At 41.5% G+C, this 19,180-nt stretch carries 16 protein-coding genes and 1 pseudogene (1 of these 17 cut by a window edge); 8 read left to right on the top strand and 9 right to left on the bottom strand.

Features of this window, described 5'->3' with window-relative positions:
• Nucleotides 1–181 precede the first annotated feature (181 nt).
• The 3 genes from dnaA to COT81_04285 all read left to right on the top strand — a co-directional run bounded on the left by dnaA (nt 182) and on the right by COT81_04285 (nt 3,493).
• Nucleotides 182–1,564, top strand: a complete 1,383-nt coding sequence (gene dnaA, locus COT81_04275) for a chromosomal replication initiator protein DnaA (GenBank protein PIS04845.1) — start codon at nt 182–184, stop codon at nt 1,562–1,564.
• Between the two features lie 283 nt (nt 1,565–1,847).
• Complete coding sequence (dnaN, locus tag COT81_04280; GenBank protein PIS04846.1) at nt 1,848–2,975, top strand: DNA polymerase III subunit beta; 1,128 nt, start codon at nt 1,848–1,850, stop codon at nt 2,973–2,975.
• A gap of 227 nt (nt 2,976–3,202) precedes the next feature.
• On the top strand, nt 3,203–3,493 hold the full coding sequence (locus COT81_04285) for a hypothetical protein (protein PIS04847.1): 291 nt from the start codon (nt 3,203–3,205) through the stop codon (nt 3,491–3,493).
• Nucleotides 3,494–3,626: 133 nt separating this feature from the next.
• Here COT81_04285 and COT81_04290 read toward each other — a convergent pair whose 3' ends face one another.
• The 9 genes from COT81_04290 to COT81_04330 are packed head-to-tail and all read right to left on the bottom strand — an operon-like array spanning nt 3,627 to nt 13,995.
• Nucleotides 3,627–4,241 carry a hypothetical protein gene (locus COT81_04290; GenBank protein PIS04848.1) on the bottom strand — a complete coding sequence of 205 codons (615 nt, stop codon included), beginning with the start codon at nt 4,239–4,241 and terminating at the stop codon, nt 3,627–3,629.
• Between the two features lie 5 nt (nt 4,242–4,246).
• A complete protein-coding gene (locus tag COT81_04295) occupies nt 4,247–7,216 on the bottom strand; it encodes a hypothetical protein (GenBank protein ID PIS04849.1) in 2,970 nt (989 codons plus the stop codon).
• Complete coding sequence (locus tag COT81_04300) at nt 7,152–8,048, bottom strand: hypothetical protein (GenBank protein ID PIS04850.1); 897 nt, start codon at nt 8,046–8,048, stop codon at nt 7,152–7,154. The genes COT81_04295 and COT81_04300 overlap by 65 nt, the downstream gene beginning before the upstream one ends.
• A 41-nt stretch (nt 8,049–8,089) precedes the next feature.
• Nucleotides 8,090–9,091: a hypothetical protein gene (locus COT81_04305; protein ID PIS04851.1), complete on the bottom strand. Its 1,002-nt coding sequence runs from the start codon at nt 9,089–9,091 to the stop codon at nt 8,090–8,092.
• Nucleotides 9,061–10,215, bottom strand: a complete 1,155-nt coding sequence (locus COT81_04310; protein PIS04852.1) for a hypothetical protein — start codon at nt 10,213–10,215, stop codon at nt 9,061–9,063. The genes COT81_04305 and COT81_04310 overlap by 31 nt, the downstream gene beginning before the upstream one ends.
• Nucleotide 10,216: 1 nt before the next feature.
• Nucleotides 10,217–11,716, bottom strand: coding sequence for a hypothetical protein (locus tag COT81_04315; GenBank protein PIS04853.1), 1,500 nt, complete (start codon nt 11,714–11,716; stop codon nt 10,217–10,219).
• Entirely contained in the window at nt 11,703–12,845 is a 1,143-nt protein-coding gene (locus COT81_04320) for a hypothetical protein (protein PIS04854.1), read from the bottom strand. Before COT81_04320 ends, COT81_04315 begins: the two co-directional genes overlap by 14 nt.
• Nucleotides 12,775–13,278 (bottom strand): crossover junction endodeoxyribonuclease RuvC, encoded by a 504-nt coding sequence (locus COT81_04325; protein ID PIS04855.1) that lies wholly within the window; start codon nt 13,276–13,278, stop codon nt 12,775–12,777. Before COT81_04325 ends, COT81_04320 begins: the two co-directional genes overlap by 71 nt.
• Nucleotides 13,279–13,281: 3 nt before the next feature.
• The gene (locus tag COT81_04330) at nt 13,282–13,995 is read right to left on the bottom strand and encodes a YebC/PmpR family DNA-binding transcriptional regulator (GenBank protein PIS04856.1); all 714 of its coding nucleotides are present in this window, start codon (nt 13,993–13,995) and stop codon (nt 13,282–13,284) included.
• Nucleotides 13,996–14,199: 204 nt separating this feature from the next.
• Here COT81_04330 and COT81_04335 point away from each other — a divergent pair, with 204 nt between their 5' ends.
• The 5 genes and pseudogenes from COT81_04335 to COT81_04355 all read left to right on the top strand — a co-directional run.
• On the top strand, nt 14,200–14,565 hold the full coding sequence (locus tag COT81_04335; protein ID PIS04857.1) for a mannose-6-phosphate isomerase: 366 nt from the start codon (nt 14,200–14,202) through the stop codon (nt 14,563–14,565).
• A gap of 65 nt (nt 14,566–14,630) precedes the next feature.
• Nucleotides 14,631–16,181 carry a hypothetical protein gene (locus COT81_04340; protein ID PIS04858.1) on the top strand — a complete coding sequence of 517 codons (1,551 nt, stop codon included), beginning with the start codon at nt 14,631–14,633 and terminating at the stop codon, nt 16,179–16,181.
• Nucleotides 16,182–16,184: 3 nt separating this feature from the next.
• Nucleotides 16,185–16,907, top strand: coding sequence for a hypothetical protein (locus COT81_04345; GenBank protein PIS04859.1), 723 nt, complete (start codon nt 16,185–16,187; stop codon nt 16,905–16,907).
• A 6-nt stretch (nt 16,908–16,913) separates the two neighbouring features.
• On the top strand, nt 16,914–18,587 hold the full coding sequence (locus COT81_04350; GenBank protein PIS04860.1) for a hypothetical protein: 1,674 nt from the start codon (nt 16,914–16,916) through the stop codon (nt 18,585–18,587).
• Between the two features lie 4 nt (nt 18,588–18,591).
• A pseudogene (locus COT81_04355) lies at nt 18,592–19,180 on the top strand (dolichyl-phosphate beta-D-mannosyltransferase) (it continues 68 nt past the right edge of the window).

Genomic DNA, 19,180 nt, shown 5'->3' on the forward strand with positions numbered 1-19,180 from the left:
ACGTCAATCCAAAACATTTTTGCCACTACCTATATTTATTTTAAATTGGTATTCACAATTTATCAACACTTTGATAACATTACAAGTCGCTGGGGATATGTTGCAAAACGTATGCACATGCTATACTGTGTAATCATCTAACACCCCCTAAATATTTTGCTAAGTCTAGCCTATATTAACTATGACCATGAATAAAAAACAACTCTGGCAAGCCACCCTGGGCGAGCTGGAGCTAGTGCTCAGTAAGGCTAATTTTATCACCTGGTTTAAAAATACATTTATCACCGCTTACGACGGCGGCCGGCTTACTGTCGCAGTGCCCAATACCTTTACTAAAGCATGGCTTGAGAAAAAATATCACATGGTTATTATCAGGGCGCTTCAAAAAATCACTAACAATGAGGTACGAGAAGTGGTTTATAAAGTTGAAACCCAAAAACCAGAATTCAGCGAAAACACCATGCCTCGACAAGACGGCGACGCAGGGGTGGCGACGGTTGAAGCTTCCTCTGCCACCGCTACTGACACCGCCACCGTTATTGAACAGGACGGATTAAATCCTCGGTTTAACTTTTCTGCCTTTGTGGTTGGTAAATCCAATGAACTGGCTTGCGCCGCTTGCCAATCAATTGCTGAACGCCCGGGCGGTTCTTATAATCCCTTATTCTTATACGGCGGCGTGGGGCTTGGTAAAACTCACTTAATGCAAGCTATCGGCAACGCTTTAAAAACGCAAAGTCCCAAGCGAAAAATCTTATACGTCACTTGCGAAAAATTTACCAATGATTTTATTCAATCAGTTAAAACTAACCCCAACAAATTTAAAGACTTATACCGCTCTGTGGATGTGCTTTTAATTGATGACATCCAATTCTTAGCCGGCAAAGACGGCACCCAAGAAGCCTTCTTTTACACTTTTAATGAACTCCACCAAAACAACAAACAAATTGTAATGTCGTCAGACCGCCCCCCCAAAGCCATACCCGGACTAGAAAATAGGCTAGTTTCACGCTTTGAGATGGGCATGATGGCTGATGTCAACATCCCCGACCTTGAAACTCGTATCGCGATTTTAGAAACCAAATGCCAAGAAAGAAATTTTAATTTGTCTAACGAGGTAATCAACTTTTTAGCCTCTAACATTCAAAATAATATTCGCGAACTAGAAGGTGCGTTAAACAAACTAATGGCCCACCAACAGCTATATAAGAAAAAAATAGATAAAGAAAGCGCAAAAACTATTTTAGCTAGCCTTACCGCCGCTCCAGCCAAAAAAACTGTCACGCCCAAGCAAATTATTAATACGGTATCTGATTTTTACGACATTGAAATAGATGATTTATTGGGTGATTGCCGCAAAAAAAACTTAGCCGTCCCACGCCAAATTGTCATGTTTTTAATGCGCGAAGAAATTAACACCTCCTACCCGTCGATCGGACAATTTGTTGGCAATCGTGACCACACCACCGCCATGCACGCTTATTCCAAAATATCCAAAGCGGTTAATGAGGATGAAAAAATAAAACAAGACATCACTTTTATCCGCGAACGTCTTTATAGTTAAAAAACTTTTGGATATAATGTGGATGGCTTAGGTATAAACCTTTAACAAACTACACACACATTATTAAAAACAAAAAAAGTACTCAACAGCTCATCAACACCAAAATAAAACTCTTAAAAATAACCACATTCCACCCGCACTTCTCACACACATGTTTACGCAGTTTGTCCGGAATTAAAAAAGTGGTTTTTTAAAATTATCCGAAGTATATTTAACAATTTTTAAACTTATCCATATTTCCACAAGTTATATTATTAATATTATTAAATAAATAAACGATAAAATGAAATTAATATGTACCCAAGAAAATTTGCTCTACGGATTATCCATAGCTGGGCATATCGCCGCCAAAAGCGCTAACCTGCCAATCCTAAATAACGTCTTAATCAAAAGCACTGATAACGGTATTATACTAATGGCTACAAATTTAGAGATTGCGGTGAGTTGCCAGGTGCGCGGTAAGGTAGAGTCTAAGGGCGAAACTACCACCCAGTCACGCCTATTAACCGACTACATTAGTTTTTTACCCAAGGAAAATATTACCCTGGAGGTGGTTGGGGGGGATACCTTATCGGTCCAATGTAAAAAAAATAAAACTAAAATCAAAGGCTTATCAGCAACAGATTTTCCAGTTATCCCTGACGTGGTAAAGGAAAACCCGATAATTGTAGGTATTGATGATCTTCGTCAAGCTTTGTCAGAAGTGGCGTTTGCTATTACCGTGAATGAAACCAGGCCAGAAATTTCAGGCGTTTTTATGCAGTTTAGTAAAGAAAACATAACCTTAGCCGCGACTGATAGTTATCGGCTCGCAGAACGCGTTTTAGAAGTTAAAAAAGGGGGTAGTAATAAATCGGTGATTGTGCCGGTACGCACCATACTAGAGTTACTTCGCATTTTAGGTAGTGTTAAAAGCGATATCGCAATTGAAGAGGTGGAAGAAGTGAAAATATATCTTAACGACAACCAGATTTTATTTAATGTTGGCGAAATTGATATCACCTCACGGTTAATTGAAGGGCAGTATCCTGACTATAAACAAATTATCCCAGACAAGGGTAAAACCAAGACAACTGTAAGCCGGGTGGATCTAATTAAAGCGGTTAAGGCCGCGAGTTTATTTACCCGCTCTGGTATTTTTGATATCTCTTTAGATTTTTCAGCCAAAGACAACAAAATCACTATCACCTCGTCTAATAACCAGTTGGGCGAAAACACTACCGATATTAACACAGAAGTAAGCGGAGAGGGTAATTCCACCGTGTTAAATTATCGCTATCTATTAGACGTGCTGCAGGTAATTGACACTTCTGAGGTTGTGGTGGAGGTAATAGATGGGTCAAGCCCAGTCATAGTAAGGCCAAGCAGCGACGAGCAATACATTTATATCATCATGCCGATTAAGCAATAATTGATAAAAAGCAGCCTATCGGTCATCTCGAGCGTAGCCGAGAGATCTCTCAAGAGTAATTAAAGTGGTGGTTGGGGGCGTTAATTGAACCCCCTAAATCCCCCTTAACAGGGGGCTTTACTTTTTTGGGTTGTTTTTGTTTAAGTTGACAGCGGGGAGTTTTTATTTTATGATGCGGGGTCTGCTACCTGAGAGGAGGTACGTTATGGATTAGGTGCAGTTTTGGGGTGGTAGCTTTTACCTCTAGTCTGTACGACTTTGGTGGGGTCACAAGTATTACACAGTGGCTGGAGCTGGGAGTGTCAGTAGGATTTTTGACTGGCACCTACCTACTCGCGCACCAAAACCCAAGAGGCTTCTTCGGGTTTATGGTCATGAACAGTTCTAACGCTGTTCTAATGACCATTCAAGACAAACCCCTGCTGGCAATTCAACAAATCGCGTCGTTGCTGTTCGTGGTTGACGCGTGCTCTCAGTATCGGCTTAGGAGGGCCGAGACCGAGGACAACGGCTCTTAGACAGTCATTCGTTCAGAGCCACCACAAAGGCAATCTGCATTGTCATCCCGGCCTGTGGGCCGGAATCCAGAATTTAAAACTAGATCCCCGCCTTCGCGGGGATGACGTATCCGCAGGTTGTTTTTGTTTTAGGTTAAATTTTTATACCCCAGGCTTGAAGTCGAGTGACCAAAAGATTAATATCATTTTTCTCATGGTCATGCCAAAAAGTCTTAAAGCCCATTTGCCTTGGAATAGTGAGATTTTTTTCGTGGTTATCTATAAACACGCTATCTTTTGCTTTAACGCCTGCTAGCTCAAGAGCTTTTTCAAATAAGTCCTGGTCTGTCTTAAGCGCACCTTGCTCGGCCGACAAGCAAATAACTTTAAATAGTCTTGATAAGCCCCATTTTGTTTTGAGTAAATTGAAGCGCGCCAAGTTGTTGTCAGTAATAATTCCAAGCCGGTAGGTTTGGCCTAGCCTTTTACACAAGCCAAGCATTTTTTCGTTTTTAGGCGCGTTGGCCAAGGCTTGAGGTAAAATATTAATATCAATATTTTCGCCCACACAGTCGCAAAAGTCTGGCCACATTTCTTGATGGCTAATTTCACCGCGACTCAAATTTGGCGTATGCTTTAAATAGCAATCAATAATGGATTGAAGTTTTGTTTTGGGGATTGTCTTTTGAATATTTTTACATGTTGTGTACCAGCCGTTTTTATCCGTGGTCAAAACACCATCAAAGTCAAAAAAGATGGTTGATATCATAAGTATTATTCAGGTTTAGAAATTGTAATATTAACCCGGCGGCTTTCAAACCGGCGGCCTTGTTCGTCTAAAGCCACGGCATACACTTCATACCCCCCTGGCGGAGGTATCTCTTGCCAAATAGTTTTAACCGGGCTTGAGGAAACTTGTTTAGTGGTGTTAATAAACGACGGTGCGCCGCCCGTTTTAGTAAAAAAGAAGGTAACCTCTTTAATGCCGCCCAGGCTAGATAAGGTCGCGGCAATATTTAGCGGGAAGTCTGATTCGGTTGCGGCCGTGCCGGAAGCCGGCTCAGTTAAATTAATTGTGACAGGCAGGCTTGGCAAAAGTAAATTCAAGCTAATTTGGTCGCTAGCCGTATTGTCTACATCGTCAAAGACTTTAGCGGTTAAGGTGTAAAACCCGCTAGTTATCGCCGGGGCGCCAAGATAAGTGTCAAGTTCGTATGGGTGTAAACGTGAAGTGCCAACTAAATGATCTTCCAAATAATATTCCACGCGGCTGACTCCTCGCGGCGCGCTGGCGTTAACTCGCACATTTATGTCTCGGCTCGAGATTTTACTGTTGTTAGTTGGGCTTTCAATAATAATTGAGGGAATGTATTCTGGCAGATGAACATCATCATATTCGGTTGGTTGGGTTTCATTAGTTAAGCCTTGCTCGTCTAGCCAGCGTTGGATCGCCCCTTCCCAGTTTGCGAATTGCGGGTCATTGGTGTTTGGCGGTGTATCGCCTTGGGGGTCGTCTTTATTGATGTAAAATAAAATACTGTGAGCTTGGGTGAATTTTTTTTCAATGACTAAGTGTTCAGGCGTGTATTGGGTGGCAAGCTTGCCTGAAAATCTATCAATTTTAACCGGAATTCCAGGGCCAGATGATGATTCTCCGTCCAAAACAGCTTTGCCAGTCACAACCGGATTAGGCTCTTTAAAGTATTCAACGGGCGTGTCGCCCAACACTAATTGCATGTAGTTTCGCCAAATTGGCGCTGATACCGCTCCGCCTGCCGCACCAAGGTTCATCGCGTCATTATTGTTGTTACCAGCCCAAACCGCGGCGGCAATTGATGGTGTGTAGCCCAAAGTCCAGGCATCGCGATAGTCATTAGTGGTACCGGTTTTGGCGGCCACAGGCCGACTACCTAAAGTAAGATAATTGTTTTCACCAAAAGCGTAAGCCCTGGCGTTGTTGTCCGACAAGATGTTATTTATTTGGCGGGCAGTTTGTTCTTCTAAAACACGTTGGTTTTTATCTTCCCATTCTTCAAGCACATTACCATCCTTGTCTTCAACTTTTAAAATAGCGCTGACCTCGTGTTGAATGCCTTCGCGAGCAAAGGCGGCATAGGCATTTAAATGTTCTATCATGCGCACCTCTCCTCCACCAAGTACCAACGACAAGCCAAAGCGAGATCGGTTATCAAGCGAGCTGTAACCTAAATCTTCGGCTAAATCCAGCACATTATTAATTCCGGTTAAATAAATTGCTTTAACGGCCGGGATATTTAGTGAGCCAGCCAGGGCTTTTCTGATAGTGACAGGCCCATGCTCTTTTAAGTCGTAATTTTTAGGTTTATATGTGCCTTCAATGTCAGTTGAAAATGGCGTAACAACGTCATACAAAATAGTGCCGGGGGTATAGCCCTTTTTAAATGCGGCGGCGTAAACTATTGGTTTAAAAGAAGAGCCTGGTTGGCGTAAGCGGGTGGTAATGTTAACTTGGCCATCAATTTCTTCGTCAAAAAAATCTACCGAGCCTACCATGGCTTCAATTTGACCGGTTTTTGGATCAAGCGACAACAGCGCAGCATTTGATCCGCCTAAGTTGCGTATTTTTTCAATTCCCTCCTCAATCGCTTTTTCGGCTTTTTCTTGCTTGGATAAATCAAGGGTGGTAATTACTTTAAGCCCCCCCTGCTCAACTAGTCGTTCACCATACTTAGCGGTTAATAATTCGCGGACATACATTACAAAATGCGGTGCGGTAATATTCCCTTCCTCACGTTTGCGAAAGCTAAGCTCTTGTTCTTTAGCTGCTTCGGCCTCTTGCTTGGCAATATAGCCTTCGTCGACCATGGCATCTAAAACATAATGTTGGCGCCTAATTAGCTCATCGTAATGGCTGCCATAAGGTGAATAATAAGTTGGCGACTGAGGCAGGGCGGCTAAAATTGCCGCTTCGGCCAAGGTTAAGTCTTTAGCTTGTTTGTTAAAGTAGGTTTCAGACGCCGCCTGGATACCGTAGGCAACCGAGCCGTAAGGTATTTCGTTAAAGTACAACCTTAAAATTTCATCCTTGGTAAATTTTCGCTCCAATTGGATGGCTAATATTAACTCTTTAATTTTCCGGGAGTACTTTTTTTCCGGGCTTAATATCGCGTTTTTAATTAACTGTTGGGTTAACGTTGATCCGCCGGCGCGTTCATTGCGTAAAATGTTAGTAATCATAGTTCTAACTATGCCGCGGACGCTAAAGCCAGAGTGAGTATAAAAATCTCTGTCTTCTGCGGCAATAGTCGCTTCAATGGCGTAGTCTGGAATATCGCTTAGTTCAATTTGGGTGCGTTGTTGGTTTTTGAAAATATCAAACAAAACGGTTTCGCCGGTTTTGTCGTAGATTTTAGTAGATAACGGAACTTCACGGTCAATAATTCCACCGGGCGGAGGCAAATCCTTGCCGTACCAAATAAATGCGCCGATTAACAGGATAACTCCTCCGGCAAAAAGTATTGCTGCGCCTTTGATGGCCAACACCAACCATTCCGTGGGAATTTTAGGCGGTTTTTTGAAGGGCTTATGGCCGGTGATTTTTGGCAGCTTGCGGCTAGTTCGGGAGCGCAATGGTTTTTTGCTCCAGTTTTTAGGCGAATGAGTTTTAGTTGACAGTTGAGGAATGGGCACGGCGGTAATGTTATTGTTTAAACAATAATGTCGCTCCAAGCACGGCGGCGTTTTCGCCGAGCTTGCCTTTGACAATCGGGATCCTTTTTGAAGGTTGGTAAATTAGTTTTTTGCGCGCTAAAGCAATGGCTGGGCGCCAAAATAAAGGCACACGAATTAGGCCGCCGCCAAGCACGACAATGCCAGGGTTTAACCCGTTTATAATATTTGCTAAACCAACCGCTAAAGCTTCTTGCATGATATGAAAAACTTGTGTGGCTTGGCGGTCTTTCCGTTTGGCTTTTTTTTCAATTTCATAAGCGTCTGCTTTTTTGCCGGCGACTAGCTTGTACAGTTTAATCATGCCCGAACCTGAGGCGTAAATTTCCAAGTGGCCCTTTTGCCCACAGTTGCACTCAATGCCATGGTCGACAATTGTCGTGTGGCCAAGTTCAGTGGCTAAGTGTTGTGCCCCGCTGTAAATTTTACTATTCATCACCCAGCCGCTGCCCACGCCGGTGCCCAAGGTTAAGCCGACAACATTGTCATATTTTTTACCAGCCCCAAAAATCGCTTCGCCCAAGGTAAAGCAATTGGCATCGTTTTCAATTCTAATTTCTTTTTTAAAAGTTTTTTTCAAAATTTTTCCTAAAGGCACATTTTTAAAATTTTTAGGCAAGTTTGGGCTAAATAAAACAGACCCGCGATCAGCCGATATAGAGCCGGCAATGCTTACACCAATTCCCTTAACTTGGCTTGAGTTAAGCTCGGAAATTGTTTTTTTGATATTGTTAATCACGGCTGGGCGGCCTTGGTTAACGCCAGTAGCAACGCGTATTTGTTTGATTACTTTGGTTTGAGACACTAAGCCAGCGTGGATTTTTGTGCCACCGACATCAACCCCTAAATAAATTTCTGATCTTGCCATATTTTTTAAATTATACAACGCTCGCCTTAAATCGGGTAGGGCTAACTAATTTTTTTAAATAAAATTTCAATTTCTTGGAGCAGAAAATTAATCGCCGTTTTTTTTGGCTTTTTTAAAGACGGCATAAAAAAGATGGCACTTTTTAGCGCCGTTAAAATTTGAAACAGCGTGATTTTGTAAATTAGCTCATCACTTGCCGCAATATTCCGGTTGCTTAAATAGGTGTTAAAAAATTGCTGTTGTAATTTTTCTATTTTAGCGGCAGGCGTGTAAATTCGGCTCATAAAATCAAGCTGCTGCATAAATGACCCCAAATCGTAGGCCGGATCGCACAGTCCAGTGTCGGTAAAATCAATCACGTCTATGATTTTATGGTTTTGCTTTTGAATAATTATGTTTTCGGGATGAAAATCGCCATGGCATAAAGTTTTTTTCTCCGGTTTGATCTTGTCAATTTCAGCAAATAGCCTTTTTTTAAAGGCAATGGCCTGCGATGTTTCTTTAGGCCAATTTTTTTTATAACGTCGTAAAACATTTTCCGGGTCAATTTGATTTTTAAAATCTATCTTTTTCAATTTTAATTTTCGCAACGGCTTTAAGCCGTGAATTTGGCTGAGCTTAAGCCCAGCTTTCTCAACCCAAGCGTCGATGTTCTTTTGCCCTTGGATATACTGGTACAAATTATCCCCTTCAGCCGAAATATAAAACATCCCTTTGAGGCGCTTGTCATACCATAGCGGTTTTTGGGTAGTAATGTTATGATCAAAAAAGTATTTTAAAATTTCAAAAGTTTTTTTGCGCGAACCGTCCCCCGCGGCACTGCAAAATACTATTAATTGCTGTTTGTTCGCATTGGATAATTCATATCTGACGACCGCCCGCCGGTTGTATTTTTTAAACCTTTTCAAGGATAATTTTAGCGGTCCGGCAATTGTCTCGTCATTTAAGCGTCGATCAAAATAATCCAGCATTTTAGCCTGATCAAAAAATGTGTCAACTTTAAAGTTGTTTTTTAGGATTGTTTTTCCCAGTGCCGTTGCCATACCAAAGTAATAATTGAATGATACAATTTTTCCGCTTTAATTTTTTCGTAGGGTGAAGCACCCTTTAACGAGCGAACGCTTTTGATTAGCTCTTGCAACCCCTTTTCTATTTCGTCTGGATTCCAGCTGACGGGACTAAAAGCATCTAATTGTCGTCCCGCCGCCCACCACCAAGCACAGCTACACAGCCCCCGATCCAAATGCCGCCTGGCCCAATCGTGATTGCTGTCGCGCTCGTGTTTACTTACCAGTTTAATCGCTAACTCTCGCAGCTCATTTAATTTAACTTGAACTAAATTGTGCGGGTCGTCCCATTGAGCAAAATGATGATTGCGTTTAAGTTCGTCTTCGGTTGATTCCCAATTGCTTTTAACCGGGGTGATTTTCTCGCTATTTTTATACAACCTAATTAGCTGCGACATGCTTATTGATTTAACGTTGGGCAAGCCTAAGGCGTACGGCCAAGCTTTCCAGTCATCTTTATGCCAATAGCCGTACATTTCCCCGTCCGTGGCGGTTACCACAAACCGGGGTGGCAACTCTTGTTTATTTAAATCAATTACGGTTGTGGGCGGAAATGATTTTGACCAGTTGCGATTTCTAAAAACAACTGTTAGCCCAATATTTTTAATTTGGTATTTTTGGTCAAAGTCAACCGCGCCAAGTTTGCCATTGTAAGAAATCTCATCTAACAATATCCACTCAAAGCCGTGGTCAGCTATCACTTTGGCCGCCTCTTTGCTGTATGCCATTTCGGGTAAGTAAAATCCTTTCGGTTGGTAAGCCGACTCAAAGTATGTCTGCAGGGTTTTATCATTAAGTTTAATTTGCCGCGCAATCTCTTCGCTTGGCAAAAGCGGCAAGATGGGGTGATATTTGGCAGTGCCCGTGAGTTCAATTTTGTCTTGCTTGGCAAGCTCAATAAAACCTTCCAGAACTTTGTTAAATTTGTAGTTAACAAGTAGTTCAACTAAACTGCCGGAAATGTTAACGGTCAATTTGGCCTGGCTGCTTTTGTTTAAAGTTTTGATGATAAACTGGTAGCTTTCTTTAACCAGTTGTCGCAGCACGTCCCTGGTTTGATTTGGCGGCTGGTGTAAATGTAAAAAGTTGGCCCAATACATATTATTTTTTACCGTTTGATTTGCCGTTATGCTGGCTAAATCGAATCGCTCGACGATAAAGTTCGACGTACTTTTCGGCCGGTACCTGCCAAGACGACGAAATGGCCATGCCGTTTAGCACTAAATTACGCCACTGTTTTTTATGTTTATAAGTTTCTAAGGCGCGAGTTAAGGCAACTAGTAACCCCTGGGCATTGTAATCAATAAATACAAAGCCATCGCCATGCCCGGTAGCGGCGTCAAAGTCAGTCACGGTATCAACCAGCCCGCCGGTGGCTCTGACAATTGGCACCGAACCGTAACGCAACGAAATAAGTTGGCCGAGTCCGCATGGTTCAAAACGTGACGGCATCAAAAACATGTCGGATCCGGCATAGGCTAAAGTCGCGCGCTTGGCGTCAAACTCTAAATTGGCGCTAAATTTATTTGGGTATTTTTTCATTAGTGATTTTAGCGTGGCCTCATATTTTTTATCGCCCGTGCCCATAATAAAAATTTGCACATCCATTTTTAGCACCGTGTCAATAATTTTAAATAGCAAATCAAAACCTTTTTGCTCAGCCACCCGAGTAACCATGCCGACCAATGGCACATCTTTATTTTGTGGTAGCTTAAAGTATTTTTGCAGGTAAGTTTTGTTGAGATATTTTTTGTCTAAACTTTTGGCGTCATAGTTGCGGTAAAGCCCAGGGTCGGTTTTGGGGTTATAATCTTTGTAATCAATGCCATTAACAATGCCAAACAAACGATCTTTTCTATTTTTCAAAATAATATGTAAGTCTTGCCCAAAATCTTTAGTTAAAATTTCTTTGGCGTATTGTTCGGATACGGTGTTAATCATGTCAGTGTTAATAATTGCGCGTTTGGCGAAATTAACGCGCTCAAGTTTTGGCCCATGTTTAAACGGCGGCATGCGGCCGTACCCATCATCGCGGTAGCGCCGCGGTATCAACCACCACGGCTGACCGAGCTGAAAGGTCATATTGTGAATAGTGTAAATAGTAGCCGCGTTTTTTAAGATCGGATCTTTTTGGTATCGCTTTTTTAAAAAGTAAGGCACTAACCCGGTGGGCCAATCATGGCAATGAATAATGTCTATCTCTTTTTGCAACAGCCGCAACAGCTTAAGCGCCGCCAAATCAAACAGCATAAAGCGGGCGTTTTCGTGCTTAGAACCATACAATTCTTTTTTCCTCCCAAAGTATTGCTTGTTGGCGACGAAGTAAACTTTCAGCCCGGGCATAAGTTCGCCTACCCAAAAGTTAACTTTTGTCTCTATGCCTTCAGACAAAGTAATCGCCACCTCCTCAAACAACAATTTCAATTTTTGTTTTTTGGCGTCAATAATTTGTTCGTATAAAGGCGTAATGACCATGACCTCATGCCCAAGCCGTTTAATTGCTTTGGGCAACGACCTGGCCACATCCCCCAAACCGCCGGTTTGCGAAAATGGAGAAACTTCGGAAGTAATGTGAACAATTGAAAGTTTATTTTTGGCCATCAGATTTTAAATAACCTAAATTGGCGGCGGCAATAATAAACATAGCGTGAGACCAGGCGAGCGGCTTAATGCCTTTGCGAAAATCTTCAAAAATCTGTTCTGGAATTAACAGGTCGTTGTCGAGCCGGTTAATTACCCAATTGAAATATTGTTCAGCCTTTTTTGGCTGTCCGGCTAATTGATAGTAAGTGGCTAACCAAAAATTTAACAGCGGCCACGCCCCGCCACCTTCTTGAGCCGAGCCTTCGCCGTCGTAGTAATCAAACTGGTAGCGATGCACGCCGCCATTAACCACTATATTATTTTCAATGGCACTGGCGGTATTTAGCATGCGCGGGTCATTGGCCGGAATAATATTAAAAGGATAAGCGATGCCAAGCATTGAGGCGTCAACGTTTAAATCGTCAATTTTACCGTGGGTTCGTAAAAAGTATTTATGTTTTTCGTTATAAGCATCATTAATTCGTTCAATCATTTGGTGGGCAGTCTCTTTCCAGCGATCACCTTTTAGCATCATGTCAGCGCAAAGTAATCCCCGGGCGCAGGCGGCCAGGCTATAAGTGTGATTGTTTTCCATTTTGGTTGATGTTTGCCTATGCCCTTCTTCCCACAGGTCAACGGTGTTATCAAAAAAGTAAGTTCTTTTCCAGCTGTCAGAAATGCCATCCGCTAATCGGCGAATTAAATTTTCTTGTTTGGCGGCCTCACTTAAATGCTCAGAGTAAAAATCATAAATGGCCCAAAGCATTGAGCCGGCTTGATCCGGTTGATATTGTCGCACCCTAATTCTACCGTTAGTTGAGTAGTTGGCGTATAATTTTCCCCGCTTTTTAAAATCTTGGGGCCGATATTCAAGCCACTTGAAAAACGGTTCTTGAATGTTAGTAATGCCAGCCAGTTTGGCGGCAACACAAATATAAGCGGCGTCTCGAGGCCAGACATAGTGGTAGTCTTTGGCTTGGCGCGGATAGTATTCCATATCAGAGTTGGCGGCAATGATAGCGCCGTTGGATAAAGACGAGTCAAGTAAAATCTCCCGGCTTTTGGCAATCAGGTCTTTAATTTTTTGAGTCATATGTCTTAGTTTTATGAATACCGCACACCGCACAAGCCAAAGCGTCAGCCGCATGGTCCGGGCTTGGCACTTGCTTTAGTTTTAATAGCGTTTTGATCATTTGTTGGATTTGATTTTTGTCGGCCTTGCCGTAACCAATTAAAGCCATTTTAATTTGAAGCGGAGTAAGCTCAACTGTTTTTAGCTGGTGCCGTTCGGCAGTTAATAATATTGCGCCTTTGGCTTGTCCGACGAGCATGGCCGTTTTGGCATTTTTGGCAAAAAATATTTCTTCAATTGCCAGTAACTTGGGCTTATGGGTAATAATAATTTTTTCAACGCCGCTTGCAATTTGATAAAGTCTTTTGGCTAAGGAGTCGGAATTTTTGGTTATTATTACGCCATGCTCTAAATGATTTAATTTATTGCCAGTGACACTAATTACGCCGTAACCGGTATTAGCCAACCCCGGATCAACGCCTAAAATGATTTTTGTTCCCGTGGGCATGCGTTAAAGCTCCACGTTCGTAAAAACATTATTGACATCCGGGTTGTCGTCAAGGGCGGCGAATAATTTTTCTAGCTGATTTGCTTCTTTATTGTCCTCAATTTTTTTTGAGTCCTTTGGCCGCATAACAATTTCAGCTTCTTCAACGCCAATATTTTTTTCAGCTAAAAAGTTTTGAATTTTTTTTAAATCATTCGGTTGAGTGTAAATTGTGACGCCCTCATCGTGGTGAACTAAATCTTTGATGCCTTGATCAATTAGTTCCAATTCAAGTTCGTCGCTAAGCTGCTTGAGTTCAATTTCACCTACCTTTTCAAATTGCCAAGCCACCGCATTGCTAGTCGCTAGGTTGCCGCCGTGCTTACTTAAAATATGCTTAATGTCAGCCACGGTGCGGTTTTTATTGTCGGTTACGACTTGTATTAGAATGCCAGATCCACCCGGGCCAAAACCTTCGTATAAAGCCTCTTCTAAAGCTTCTCCGCCGCTATCGCCGGTGCCGCGCGCGATGGCGCGTTCAATATTGTCCTTTGGCATATTTCCGCCCTTAGCTTTATCAATCGCTAATTTCAGCTTAAAGTTCATGTCCGGATCGCCTCCGCCCTCTTTGGCGGCAACCGTAATCGCGTTGCCTAAACGCGTAAAAAGGGCGCCTCGCTTTGCGTCAGCCGCACCTTTTTGACGATGAATTTTTGCCCACTTAGAATGACCGGACATGCCAAAAATTTATTTAAAACAATTGATACTATAGCATATTTACCCTTAATTTTCAAGATAAATAATTACTTTTAAACCCTTGATTTATTCAAATAAATAGTCTAAGATGAGTCTATGCTAAAAACAAATACCAATTTAAGCGCTGCCACATTGCTTAATTATTTTTTTAACTAAGCAGCCTGTCGCAAAAGGGCTGTTTTTTGTATGCCAGAAGTTAAACGCCAAGGTCAAACATCGCACACCAATAAACCTTGGGGCGGGTTTTCTCAATTTACTTTAAATGAGCCAACAACCGTTAAAATTTTAGAGGTAGCAAAAGGCAAGCGTTTTAGCTTACAAACTCACAAAAACCGATCCGAACTTTGGGTGCCATTAAATGACGGAGGGGTGGCGACAGTTGGCGAGGAAGACTTTGAAGCCCGCGCCGGAGAAGAAATTTTTATCCCGGCCGGGGCAAAGCATAGATTTTTTGGCAAAGACGCAGACGTTAAAATTTTAGAAATTGCCTTTGGACAATTTGACGAAGCAGACATTGAGCGCCTTGAAGATGATTTTGGCCGAGTTAATTAATTTTTAAAACCAAAACAAAAGGTCTTTGTGCCCATGCTTGGCAAAGACCTTTTTAGTTTAAGTTGATGTATCCAAAAGTCAAAAAATTTTTTTTAGAGTTTGAACTGTTTAACCGGCACCCTCTATCTTACCTAGCGGTGTTTTTAGTAGCTTTGATTTTATCATCATTTTTCCAAGCCTCGCCTCATTTTGCCGATCCTGATTCTTTTTATCACGTCAAAATTTCTCTTTTGACATCAGAACTTGGGCCTTTAAATAGCTTGCCGTGGCTTTCGGCGACTAGCTTAGCCGGTCAATTTACCGACCATCATTTACTGTATCATGTCGCATTGATTCCTTTCGTTAAATTTTTTCCGCCTCTAGTCGGCATGAAAATAGCTTCCATACTGTTCGCTAGTTTAGTCATAGTAGTTTTTTATTGGTTGCTTCAACGCTTTAATGTTATTGGCGCTTTTTGGTTTACGCTTTTGTTGCTGGCCGCAAATTCGTTTGTGTTTAGGATTAACTTAGCTAAAGCTCAAAATTTAGCCTTCATTTTCTTATTTATTTATTTATATTTGTTACTAAAACAAAAATGGCCTTGGCTTTTGGCGCTAAGTTGGATTTATGTTTGGCTCTATGGCGGTTGGCCGATACTTTTATTGCTAAGTTTAATTTATTCGGCGGTGATGGTATTTGTTAATCGCGACAGTCAATCATTACAGCGAGCCATTAAAGCTTTGGGCCTAACTTTTTTAGGCTTAGCTGCTGGCTTGATAATTAACCCTTACTTTCCCCAAAATGTTAATTTTTATTTAACCCAAATTTGGGAAATCGCAGTCATTAATTATAAATCGACTATCGGCGTCGGCGGCGAGTGGTACGGCTACAAGCCGCTTAATTTGTTAAGTAATATTAGCTTAGTTTTTTCAACTATGATTGTGGCGCTGGTTTTTTTCCCTACGGTTCGCCAAGCCAAAGATATTAAATGGTTTTTGTTTGTGGTTATGATAGTGTTTTATATTCTGACATTAAAATCAAGGCGCAATGTTGAATATTTTGTACCCTTTGCAATTTTTTGGGCGGGGTGGGTCATTTCTCAAGCGATTAAAGAAAAACGTTTTGCCGGCGAATTTGAACTACTGGCTGAATTTTTTGGCAAATACAAACTAGCCTCAATGTTGGCAGTAGTTTTTTTGGCCATGAGCGTGCCCTATATAATTACGCGCGATGTTTATACTATTTCCACGCAATATCACCATTCTTTTAACTTTGATAAGTTTAAGGAAGCGTCAGCCTGGTTAGAGCATAACTCAAAACCCCAAACAATTGTATTTCATAGCGACTGGGATGAGTTTCCGATTCTTTTTTATCACAATCACCATAATTATTACTTGGTTGGCCTTGACCCAACGTTTTTGTTTCAAACCAATCCGGATAAATATTGGGATTGGCAACAAGTTACAACCGGCGGGGCAACCGAGCGTTTGTATGATATAATTAGTCAAAGTTTTAACGCTGATTACGTGTTTATCGATCGTTTAGGCCATCAAGCCATGCAACAAAATATAGAAAACAATTTTCATTTTAAACGGGTATTTCAAAATCAAGAAAGTGCTGTTTATCAAGTTTTATAGGCTATGATTATTATTGTCATACCGGCGTTTAACGAGGAAGAAATTTTAGAAGCAAATATCATAAAGCTAAATAATTTTTGTAAACAAAATTTAACAAATTGGTTTATTGTTATCGCGGATAACAATTCCCAAGACAGAACTCAGGCCATAGGTCAAAAATTAGCTTTTAACTTAAAGCCGGTGGAATACCTGTTCATTCCGACGCAGGGCAAGGGCGGGGCGATAAAAGATGCGTGGCAACATTCCGCTAGTAAATTTTCAGACAACAATGTTTATTGTTTTATGGATGCTGATTTAGCTACCGACTTGAAGGCTTTGCCAAAATTAATTAATGCTATTGACAAAGAAAATTATGACCTGGCAATTGGCAACCGGCATCACCGTTCGTCAAAAGTTAAACGTGGCAGTACGCGTAAAATATTTTCGTTTGGTTACAACAAGTTAGCAAAGTTGTTATTGCAAACTCACATAGATGATTTACCTTGTGGCTTTAAAGCTATTAATCAAAAAGTTTTAGATAAGATTGTGCCTCAAGTTTCAAGCCGGGATTGGTTTTTTGACTCAGAACTTATGTTGCGGGCCGAACACCATAATTTGAAAATTAAACAGCTTCCGATTACTTGGGTTGATGATCAAAATCAAGCCAGCAAAGTAAATGTGGTAAACTTAGTGATAGAATACGTCCAACAGTTGTGGCGGGTAAGAAAAATTTTTAAACAGCCATAGTCGCTTATGCTTAAAAAAATTTGGTCTGAACATAAAATCTTTATCTTTATTTTTTTAATGGCTTTAGTTTTGAGATTTTGGGGCATTTCAACTACGGCGGTCGCAAGCGATGCGGCTTTATATGCCTTTCGAGCTTTGGGCTGGGTTGATTATTTGGGTGGTGGCCAAAGCTCACCCATAATTTGGTTTGGACAAATTCCTTGGTGGGGCAATTTATCTTTTCACGACCAACCGCCGCTTGTGTTTGCCCTCATGCATCTGTCTATGCGCCTGTTCGGACAAAGCAGTTTAGCCGTTTTACTACCTTCATTGCTCGCCGGACTAGGCGCCACAATAATTATTCATTTGATACTTTTGCGGTTTCGCAATAAAACGGAGGCTTTAATGGGGGCCGGCTTTTTTAGTTTAAGTTCATACGCGGTTTGGACTGCCCGTACCGGCTACCTAGAGTCCGTGGAGCTATTTTTTATCATTTTAAGCATTTATTGGTTTTTGGTTTATTGGCAAACCAAACAAAGGGGCTATCTGTATGGCTGGGCCGCGGCGACTGGGTTTGCGTTGATGAGTAAGTATACCGCGCTTTTTTTACTGCCGGCTGTTTTTGTTTTTATATTGCTTTACAAGCCGGCGTTGTTTATAAAAAAGAGGATGCTACTAGCGGCTGGAATTATTATAGCTGTTCTTTCGCCGGTAATTGTTTATAATGTGATGGTATTTAAAACTCGCGGCCACTTTGACGCGGCATTATCTTCAATTGTGGGCATGAGCCCAGACGATTATGCCGTTTTATCTAGCCGAGGTTCGGGCTTTGACATTTTGGGTAACTTGTATGCTTTTGGGAACACCTTAAGCGGGATGATGTCTTTGCCGCTGTTGCTGGCCTTTGTTGCATCGGCGGTAGTAATAATTTGGCAAGCCACTGACCGTAAGGTTTCATTTTTTAAACGTTTCTTGGCGCTGAATTTATTGTTTTTAATAGTTATGTTTTTCTTTAATCAAGCTAGCCCCCGATTTTTACCAATAGTGCTACCGTTTTTTACAATCAGTTTAGCCGTCATTGCTAATCAGGTTTGGCGAATAGTTCGTCGTTCAATGTTAGCGGCGGTAGTTTTGGTGGCTTTTTTGTTATCCAGTCTGACTCTTGAATTTGCCTACGCGATAAATACCAATTTGGTTAAAAATCCAGCCGGTCAGCTTGGCACGCATTACGCCACTGATCGATTTTTTGATACAGGATTTTATGATCTTGATGAGTATTTGCGGCACCAAATTTATGAACCCTTGGCATCACCTAGCCGTCCGACCACATTAGAAGATTTACTGGGCGTTGATAGTACCTCGCGAGACATTATATTAATTGATGAGCGCGCAAATTGGTTTGCCAGGACGTGGTACTTTACCCGTTATATGGTTTATTATGATGTGCCGATATTAGATTTTACTAGCCTTAGCCAACTGACCCAAGGTCAGCGAATTAGCGTGGAGGATTTTTTTAATGCTACTCGAGCCAAGAGCTTGTGGTTTGTTTACGCTGTGCCAGATGGATTGCCGACAAATCAAAATAACTTTACTGCCGCCGATACCCTAGCTCAAAATATAGAATCCGCAGCCACAGTACCGGCTACGGAGATCAAGAATTATAAAGGGGAAGTAGTGTTTAAAGTTTTTAAGTTGAAGTAGTTTAATGAAAAGCCTTGTTGTTATCCCAACTTACAATGAAGCTAAAAACATTATCAGATTGCTGGATAGTATTTTGGCGCTGGATGTTAATTTAGACATTTTGGTGGTTGACGATAATTCGCCGGACAAAACTTTTGACGCAGTAAACCATTATAAACAAAATCATCATCAAATCAACCTTTTACTTAGGCCTCAAAAACAAGGACTTGGCCCGGCTTATGTAGCTGGATTTAAGTACGCCTTGGCGAATAGTTATGATTTGATTTGCACTATGGACGCCGATTGGTCGCATGATCCAAAATATTTACCCAAGCTAATTGAAGCGGCTAAAAAATATGATTTAGTTTTAGGCTCAAGATACGTTTTGGGGGGTGGCACTAGAAATTGGAGTTGGTTGCGACGCATTATAAGTCGCTATGGTAATTGGTACGCGCGTTTTATTTTAGGCTTGTCTTTTCATGATATAACCGGTGGGTTTAAGTGTTACCGGCGAAAAGTTTTGGAGGCTATTAATCTTGATCGGCTAGCCTCGGTTGGTTACAATTTTCAAATTGAAACAACCTATCGAGCTTTTCGGCAAGGTTTTAAAATTG

The sequence above is a fragment of the Candidatus Buchananbacteria bacterium CG10_big_fil_rev_8_21_14_0_10_42_9 genome (genome assembly GCA_002773845.1).
In the GTDB taxonomy this organism is placed as follows: Bacteria; Patescibacteriota; Patescibacteriia; order Buchananbacterales; family 21-14-0-10-42-9; genus 21-14-0-10-42-9.